Consider the following 7,713-nt stretch of genomic DNA (forward strand, 5'->3'; position numbering starts at 1 on the left):
CGGGCCGCGAGCTGCGCGCGGGTCAGGAACACGAAATCCGCGCGGCCGCCGCCGGTCGGCACGCGCAGCGCGCCGTCCAGCTCCGGCGCCACGGCGCGATCGATCAGCCGCGCCATCTGCGCCGCCGCGGCCGCCGGATCGCGCGCCAGCACCTCGACCCGCAGGATGCGGGAGGCGCCGTTGGCATGGCGCTGCAGTTCCGGGATCCAGACATTCTCCCGCGTCAGGTGCTGGCAGGCGAAAATGCCAAGCCCGGCCGGCCGCTCCTCCTTCGGCCATTGGAAGACGTTGAAGCGCGCCTCCGCCTCTCCGCCGCCCGGCAGCTGCACGGGGCGGCCGAAGGCCACCGGCCCGGTCGCGGCCAAACCGCGGGCGCGCAGTTCCGCGGCACCGGCCGCCGCGTCGTCGGTGGTGAAGGCCCCGCGGTCCAGCCCCTCCCGCCCGTCGAGGAAGGCGCGCAGCCCGGCGTTGTGCTCGGTCGGCGTCAGCACGCCGAGCAGCTCCATGTAGTCCTCGCCGAGCATCATCGTGTAGTTGCCGGAGCCCATATGCGCGCTGTGCGTGCCGCGCGGCGACATGGTGAAGCCCAGCGCGGCCCAGGCCTCAGCGGCCCGGTCCAGGTCGCGCACGGCGATCACCACATGGTCCAGTCCGATCACGTGCCGCAGGGCCATCGGCCGATCCTCTCTCTCGTCGGCGCAGATGACAGCCCATCGCGCAGTGCGCGGCAACGCCCCTTGAGGCGCGCGCCCGGCACGGCTTTCATGCCGGTCGAACATCGCGAAGGCGTCCCGCATGGCCGTCACCTGGCCGCCCTCCCTCTGGGCGCATGTCTCCCCGCCCGGCCCCGACCTGCCCGAGCTGCGCGGCGAGGAGACGGCAGAGGTGGTGGTGATCGGCGCCGGCTTCACCGGCCTGTCCACCGCCATCCACCTGCGCGAGGCCGGCCTGCCCGTGACGGTGGTGGAGGCGGCCGAGCCGGGCTGGGGCGCCTCCGGCCGCAACAACGGCCAGGTCATCCCGACGCTGTCGAAGCACGATCCCTCCGCCCTCGTTGCCCGGCATGGCGAGGCCGGCGAGCGCTTCGTCGCGGTGCTGCGCGACAGTGCCGACATCCTGTTCGACCTGGTGCGCCGGCACGGCATCGCCGCGGAAGCGGAACAGGTGGGCTGGGTGCAGCCGGTGCACTCGCCGGGGCGGATGAAGATCGCGGAGCGCCGGGTGAAGGAATGGGGCAGCCGCGGCGCGCCGGTGGAGTTGCTGGACCGCGCAGCCTTGCGCGACATGCTCGGCTCCGATGCGTGGTTCGGCGGCTGGTGGAACCGCAGCGGCGGGCATGTGAACCCGCTCGCCCTGGCGCGCGGCATGGCGAAGACGGCGCTCGCGCTCGGCGCACGGATCTACGCGCGCTCGCCCGCCACGCGGATCGAGCACCGCGGAGGAGGCTGGGTGGTGACCACGGCGGCCGGAACGCTGCGGGCGCGGGCGCTGGTGCTTGCCACCAACGCATATACCGACGCCTTCAGCCGCGACCTGGCACCTGACGTCGCGCGCGAGGTGGTGCCGACGCTGTCCTGGCAGATGGCGACCGAGCCCGTCTCGCACAACGTCGCCGGCACCATCATCCCGGGCCGCCAGGCGATGTCGGACACGCATGGGGAGCTGTATTTCGCCCGCTGGGACGCGCGCGGGCGCCTCGTCACCGGCGGCGCGCTCGCCGTGCAGATGGACCAGGCGCGGCGGCTGCGCCCGCTGATCGCGGCACGGCTGAAGCGGCTCTGGCCGCAACTCGGGGAGGTGCGCTTCGACCATGTCTGGAGCGGGAACCTCAGCATGACGCCGGACTACTTCCCGCGCCTGCACCGCCTGGGCCCGGACGGCTACGCCTGGGCGGGCTGCAACGGCCGCGCCGTCGCGCTTTCCGTCGCGCTGGGCCGCGAATTCGCGCGCGCCATCCAGGGCGTCCCCGAGACGGAGCTCGGCCTACCCTTCACGGATCCGACGCCGATGCCCCTGCACGGCGTGGCGCGGCGTGTCGCGCCGCTGATGCTGATGCTCTATCGCTGGCGCGACGCGCGGGAAGTTGCATAGCGCCCACGGTCAGCCGCGCTCCGCCGCGACCGCCTCGGCATGCGCCATGACCTCGGCGCCGGAGACGTTCCACACCGTGATGCCGCCGACCATGATGCACTGCACGAGCCCCTCGGCGAGCTCCGGCAGCGTCAGGCCGAGGCGCACCGCATTCGCCGCATGCGCCTTGGCGCCGCGCGTCTGGCCGACCAGCACGTCGAGCAGCGTGAAGACCAGCTCCTTCGTCTTCAGGTCCAGCGCGCCGCCGGCGTCCGTGTCCTTCATCAGCCCGGCGCGCATCAGGCCGTAGCCGGCGAAGGCGCTCGGCGCATGGCGCAGCAGCGGCTGGAAGCTGGCCGGCACGCCGCCATGCGTCGCTTCGAAGCTGGCGATGCCGGCCGCGACCGCGGCCTCGGTCAGGTCCTTCGCGTCCATCGGCTCCCTCCCCTGGTCGGCGCAGCCTGGCACGCGCGCCGCCGCGCGTCAGCACGCCGGGGCGGCTTGCGGAGAACCGTCCCGGTGGTGAACCATGCGCCCACGAGGGCCGAACCGAGAAGGACGCCGCCGATGATCACGCAACGCCGCACCCTGCTGGCCACCGGCGCAGCCCTGCTGGCCACGCCGCGGGTGGTCCGCGCCCAGGCCGAGACCTTCCGCATCGGCGCGCTGAACCCGGTCACCGGCGCCGGCTCCCCCTATGGCAGCGGCATGCAGCGCGCCATCCTTGCGGCTGTGGAGGCGATCAACGCCGCCGGCGGCGCGAATGGCCGGCGCATCGAGGTCTTCTCCGAAGATACCCAGACCAGCCCGCAGGCCGCCGTGCTGGCGGCGAAGAAGCTGATCGAGGTGAACCGCGTGCGCGCCATCCTCGGCACCTGGTCCTCGGGCGTCTCGCTCGCGGTGATCCCGCTGACCAACGACGCCGACATCCTGCTGATGCACACCTCCGGCGCGCCGGCGCTGTCCACGCCGCCGGCCAATGCGAAGAACCTGGGCTACCGCTTCCAGGCCACCAACGACCGCTTCGGCCGCGCCTTCGCCGAGATCGCCGTGCGCGAAGGCTTCCGCCGCCCCGCCACCATGGCCTTCAACAACGCCTCCGGCATCGGCAACACCGAAGGCTTCCGCCGCGCCTGGGCCGCCAAGGGCAACCGCAACGGCGAGCACGTGGTCTACGAGCCGAACCAGCCGAGCTACCGGGCCGAGTTGCTGCGCGTGATGAACACCCGCCCCGACGTGATCGTCATGGGCAGCTTCCTGCCGGACACCACGATCATCCTCCGCGAGTGGTTCCAGATGGGCGTGCCGATGAAGTGGATCATCCCGGGCTGGGCCGCCAACCCGCAGCTGGTCCAGGCGCTGGGCCCGGCGGTGACGGAAGGCATCATCAGCGTGGACAGCGTCTCCAACGAGGGCAGCCCGGCCTTCGCCGCCTACGACGCCGCCTATCGCCGTGCCACCAACCGTCCGGGCCTCGACAACGTCTATGCCGCGATGACCTGGGACATGGCGCACACCCTGGCGCTGGCGATCGAGCAGGCGAAGAGCTTCGAGACGGCCGCGATCAACGCCGCGATCCGCCAGGTGGCGAACCCGCCCGGCGAGGCGGTACCGGGCTTCGCGGAGGGCAAGGCGGCGATCGCCGCGGGACGCAAGGTGAACTACGAGGGCGCGTCCTCCGTGCTCGACTTCGACGAGTTCGGCGACGTCACGCCGGATTTCGGCGTCTTCTTCATCGAGCGCGGGCAGATCAACCGTCGCTACGTCGTGAAGATCTGACTTGCTCGGCCAGCTCTTCGTCGCCGGCGTCGTGCATGGCCTGGTGATCGGGCTGGCGGCGCTGGCGGTGACGCTCGTCTTCGGCATCGCGCGCTTCCCCAATGCGGCGGCGGGCGACACGATGACGCTCGGCGCCTATGCCGGCTTCGCGGCGCATGGCGCGACTGGCTCGCTCGCGGTCGCCGGCGGCGCCTCGGTGCTGGCGGCCGCGGCGGCGTCGCTGGCGGGCTACCTGCTGGTGTTCCGCCCCCTCGCCCGCCGTCCCGTCGCCGCGCTGCTGGTCGCGGCGATCGGCGTCGCCTTCCTGATCCGCGCCGGCCTCGGGCTGGCCTTCGGGCACCAGCAGCGCGTCTACCAGGTGCCGCTCGCCTGGCCGATCGAGGTGATGGGTCTGCGCATCTCGCCCATGGACCTGACGCTGGCCGGCGTTGCGCTGGCCGCGCTCGCGGTGGCCTTCCTCGTGCTCTACGCCACCCCGATCGGCCGCCAGATGCGGGCAGTGGCGGACGACCCGGACCTTGCGCGCGTCTCCGGCATCCGCCCCTTCCGCGTCATGGTGGCGCTGTGGCTGCTGGCCGGCGCGGCGGCGGGCATCGCGGGCATGATGCTCGGCATCAAGACCGTCGTCTCGCCGGAGATGGGGTGGGAGAGCCTGCTGCCCGCCTTCGCCGCGGCGATCCTGGGCGGCATCGGGTCGCCGGTGGGCGCGGTGGCCGCGGGCCTCGTCCTCGGCATCGCGCAAGAGGTCTCCACCCCCGTCGTTGGCTTCACCTACAAGATCGCGCTGGCCTTCGCGGTGCTGCTGGCCGTGCTGCTGGTGCGCCCTCGCGGCCTGTTCGGCCGGGTCGAGGCGGTGCGCTGATGGAAGCCTACCTCGCGGCCATCGGCATCATCGCCGCCGTCTACGTGCTGCTCACCCTGGGACTCACGCTGCAATACGGTCTGACGGGCCTGGTGAATTTCGGCCATGTCGGCTTCTTCGCGCTCGGCGCCTATGCCTCGGCGCTGCTGGCCATGCAGGGCGTGCCCCTGCCCGTCAGCTTCGCCGCCGCCGCCGCGGTGGCCGCCATCGCCGCGTGGCCGCTCGGCCTGGTCGCGCTGCGCCTGCGGGAGGACTACTTCGCCGTCGTCACCCTCGGCTTCGGGGAGACGGTGCGGCTCGCCATCACCTCGGAACGCTGGCTGACCAACGGCGTGCAGGGCATCCCCGGCATTCCGCGGCTGTTCGGCGGCGTGGGCATCGAGGCGGCGCTCGCCACGCTCGCGGCCATCGCGCTGGCCTGCGCCGTGGCCGCGCTGATGCTGCGGCGGATCGCGCGCAGCCCCTTCGGCCGCGTGATCGAGGCGATCCGCGACAACGAGGAGGCGCTGAAGGCGCTCGGCAAGGACCCTGCGCGCTTCAAGCTGCAGGTGATGATGCTGGGCTCCGCGCTGGCCGGCCTCGCGGGGGCCTTCTACGCCCACTACATCGCCTACCTCTCGCCGGACCAGTTCGTCCCGCTCGTCACCTTCTACGCCTGGATGGCGATGATCATGGGCGGCGTCGGCCGGGTCTCCGGCGCGGTGGTGGGCGCCGCCCTGCTCATGCTGTTCCTGGAGGGCACGCGTTTCCTGCGGGACCTGCTGCCCGGGCTGGTCAGCGAGGTGGAGATGGCCTCGCTCCGCCTCGGCGCGGTCGGCCTCGCGCTGGTGCTGTTCACGCTGTTCCGCCCGCAGGGGCTCATGGGCGACTACACCCGCCGATGAGCCTCCTCATCCGCGACGTCTCGCGTTCCTTCGGCGGCTTCCGCGCGCTCGACCGCGTCTCGCTGGAGATGCCGGCCGATGGCCTGCTCGGCGTGATCGGGCCGAACGGCGCGGGCAAGTCCACGCTGTTCTCCGTCGTCTCCGGCTTCATCCCGGCCGATGCCGGCACCGTCTCGCTCGATGGCCGCACACTCGACCGGCTGGGTCCCGCCGCCCGCGCGCGGCTCGGCTTGGTGCGCACCTTCCAGGTGCCGCGCGAGTTTCACCACCTGACCGTGCGCGAGAACCTGATGGCCGCCGCACCGGGCCAGAGCGGCGAGAACCTGCTCGGCCTGTTCTTCCGCCCCGGCCGCGTCGCCGCGGAGGAGGCGCTCACCGCCGCCGCCGCGCAGGACGTCATGGACTTCCTCCGCCTCGCCCCGGTCGCCGGCCTGCCGGCGGGCCGGCTTTCCGGCGGGCAGAAGAAGCTGCTCGAGCTCGGCCGCGCGCTGATGGCGAAGCCGCGCCTGATCCTGCTCGACGAGCCCTTCGCGGGCGTCAACGCGGTGCTGGTGCAGGAGATCGCGGCCCGCATCACGGAGCTGAACGCGCGCGGCATCGGCTTCCTGATCATCGAGCACGACCTGCAGGCGCTCTCTCGCCTGGTGCCGCGGCTGGCGGTGATGGATCGCGGCCGGGTCCTCGCCGCCGGCGCGCCGGCCGAGGTGCTGGCCGATGCCAGGGTGCGAGAGGCTTATCTCGGCGGCGTCGTCGCATGACGCTGCTCGCGGTCGAGGCGCTGTCCGGCGGCTATGGCGAGACCGACATCCTGAACGGCGTGGACCTGGCGCTGGAAGCCGGCGAGATCCTGACCGTCGCCGGCCCGAACGGCGCCGGGAAGAGCACGCTGGCCAAGGCCGTGATGGGCCTGCTGCCGCGCGTGCGCGGGCGCGTGCTGCTGGACGGACGCGACATCCTGGCCGAGCCGGTGGAGCGCCGCATCGCGCTCGGTATCGGCTATGTGCCGCAGGTCGCCAACGTCTTCCCCTCGCTTTCCGTCACCGAGAACCTGCAGGTCGTGGCCGGCATCCGCGATGGCCGCGCCCGCATCGCGGAGCTGATGGCGGTCTTCCCGGCGCTTGCCGCGCGGCGCCGCGCCCGTGCCGGCAGCCTCTCGGGCGGCGAGCGGCAGCAGCTGGCCTTTGCGCGCGCACTGATGGCCCGCCCCCGGCTGATGATCCTCGATGAGCCGACGGCCGCCCTCGCCCCCGCGCTGGTGGCCGAGAGCTTCGCGCGCATCCGCCAGCTCCCGGCGCTCGGCGTCACCGTGCTGATGGTGGAGCAGCGCGCGCGGCAGGCGCTGGCCGTCTCCGACCGCGGCTGCATCCTGGATGCCGGGCGCGTCGCGATGCTCGGCCCGGCGGCGGCGCTGCTGGCGGATGAGCGCGCCGCGGCGCTCTATCTCGGCGGCGGCATGGTGCAGGACGGCCCCTGACTCCGGCCGGCCGTCTGCGGCTGCGGCCCGACATTCTTTCCGATCTGGCTGCGCGCGGAGCAGGAAATGGCTTCCCCGGGGCGCCGCGACGGAAAGCACGTCTCTTTACCGTGAATTTGTTGACCGCGCGGCGTATTTGTCGTGGAAATGCCGGCATGCCGACGGGAATGGCCCGGCGGCGTGGAGCAGGTGCCATGCACGTCGCAGCGCTGCGCAGGGCGGATCGACACGTGACGGAACGCGAAGGCTGTCCGTGTCGAATGCCGCGATCCCGCAGCCACCGCACCCGCGCACACGCCCCGTCCGAGGCCATTCCATGATCCCGTCCCGCTTCGCCCTCATCTCCCCTGCCGGTGTCGGAGGGCTCGCCCGATGACCGTCGCGCTGCACCGGCCCGAAGCCTTCTCCGCCCTGCCGCTGCCGGCCTCGCTCTGGACCGCGCCGGCCCTGGTGTCGCCGCGCGCCGTCGAGCTGCGCCGCCTGCACCCCCTGTTCGGCGCGGAGGTCCAGGGCCTGGACCTCGCCGCTGCCGGGCCCGAGGCCGCCGCCGCGGTCCTGCGCCCTGCGCTGCGCGACCATGAGGTGCTGGTGCTGCGCGACCAGGCGCTCCGGCCCGATCGCCAGGCCGCCCTCGCCGCCTGCCT

The 7,713-nt window shown here is 73.0% G+C and carries 9 protein-coding genes; 7 read left to right on the forward strand and 2 right to left on the reverse strand.

Going from position 1 to position 7,713, the window contains the following annotated elements; genetic code table 11:
- Positions 1–674, reverse strand: a 674-nt coding sequence (locus OZN99_RS20555; protein WP_270937125.1) for a VOC family protein, incomplete at its 3' end; no start/stop codon positions are given.
- Between the two features lie 121 nt (positions 675–795).
- Between OZN99_RS20555 and OZN99_RS20560 the strand changes: the two genes are divergently transcribed.
- Positions 796–2,091: an NAD(P)/FAD-dependent oxidoreductase gene (locus tag OZN99_RS20560; RefSeq protein ID WP_270937126.1), complete on the forward strand. Its 1,296-nt coding sequence runs from the start codon at positions 796–798 to the stop codon at positions 2,089–2,091.
- Positions 2,092–2,100: 9 nt separating this feature from the next.
- Here the strand turns inward: OZN99_RS20560 and OZN99_RS20565 are convergent, their stop codons facing one another.
- Entirely contained in the window at positions 2,101–2,505 is a 405-nt protein-coding gene (locus tag OZN99_RS20565) for a carboxymuconolactone decarboxylase family protein (protein WP_270937127.1), read from the reverse strand.
- A 132-nt stretch (positions 2,506–2,637) separates the two neighbouring features.
- Here OZN99_RS20565 and OZN99_RS20570 point away from each other — a divergent pair, with 132 nt between their 5' ends.
- From OZN99_RS20570 to OZN99_RS20595, 6 genes are all read left to right on the forward strand, one after another.
- Positions 2,638–3,849, forward strand: coding sequence for an ABC transporter substrate-binding protein (locus OZN99_RS20570; protein WP_270937128.1), 1,212 nt, complete (start codon positions 2,638–2,640; stop codon positions 3,847–3,849).
- Between the two features lies 1 nt (position 3,850).
- Entirely contained in the window at positions 3,851–4,711 is an 861-nt protein-coding gene (locus OZN99_RS20575; protein ID WP_270937129.1) for a branched-chain amino acid ABC transporter permease, read from the forward strand.
- A complete protein-coding gene (locus OZN99_RS20580; protein WP_270937130.1) occupies positions 4,711–5,595 on the forward strand; it encodes a branched-chain amino acid ABC transporter permease in 885 nt (294 codons plus the stop codon). Before OZN99_RS20575 ends, OZN99_RS20580 begins: the two co-directional genes overlap by 1 nt.
- Complete coding sequence (locus OZN99_RS20585) at positions 5,592–6,353, forward strand: ABC transporter ATP-binding protein (RefSeq protein WP_270937131.1); 762 nt, start codon at positions 5,592–5,594, stop codon at positions 6,351–6,353. The genes OZN99_RS20580 and OZN99_RS20585 overlap by 4 nt, the downstream gene beginning before the upstream one ends.
- Entirely contained in the window at positions 6,350–7,069 is a 720-nt protein-coding gene (locus OZN99_RS20590; protein WP_270937132.1) for an ABC transporter ATP-binding protein, read from the forward strand. Before OZN99_RS20585 ends, OZN99_RS20590 begins: the two co-directional genes overlap by 4 nt.
- Positions 7,070–7,441: 372 nt before the next feature.
- Positions 7,442–7,713, forward strand: a 272-nt coding sequence (locus OZN99_RS20595; protein ID WP_270937133.1) for a Fe(II)-2OG oxygenase family protein, incomplete at its 3' end; no start/stop codon positions are given.

The sequence above is a fragment of the Falsiroseomonas oryzae genome, from assembly GCF_027856955.1.
Lineage (GTDB): Bacteria > Pseudomonadota > Alphaproteobacteria > Acetobacterales > Acetobacteraceae > Falsiroseomonas > Falsiroseomonas oryzae.

Coding starts and splice junctions, on each gene's coding strand:
- OZN99_RS20585 (WP_270937131.1), top strand. CDS start 5,592: ATGAGCCTCCTCATCCGCGACGTCTCGCGTTCCTTCGGCGGCTTCCGC.
- OZN99_RS20565 (WP_270937127.1), bottom strand. CDS start 2,505: ATGGACGCGAAGGACCTGACCGAGGCCGCGGTCGCGGCCGGCATCGCC.
- OZN99_RS20560 (WP_270937126.1), top strand. CDS start 796: ATGGCCGTCACCTGGCCGCCCTCCCTCTGGGCGCATGTCTCCCCGCCC.
- OZN99_RS20570 (WP_270937128.1), top strand. CDS start 2,638: ATGATCACGCAACGCCGCACCCTGCTGGCCACCGGCGCAGCCCTGCTG.
- OZN99_RS20580 (WP_270937130.1), top strand. CDS start 4,711: ATGGAAGCCTACCTCGCGGCCATCGGCATCATCGCCGCCGTCTACGTG.
- OZN99_RS20590 (WP_270937132.1), top strand. CDS start 6,350: ATGACGCTGCTCGCGGTCGAGGCGCTGTCCGGCGGCTATGGCGAGACC.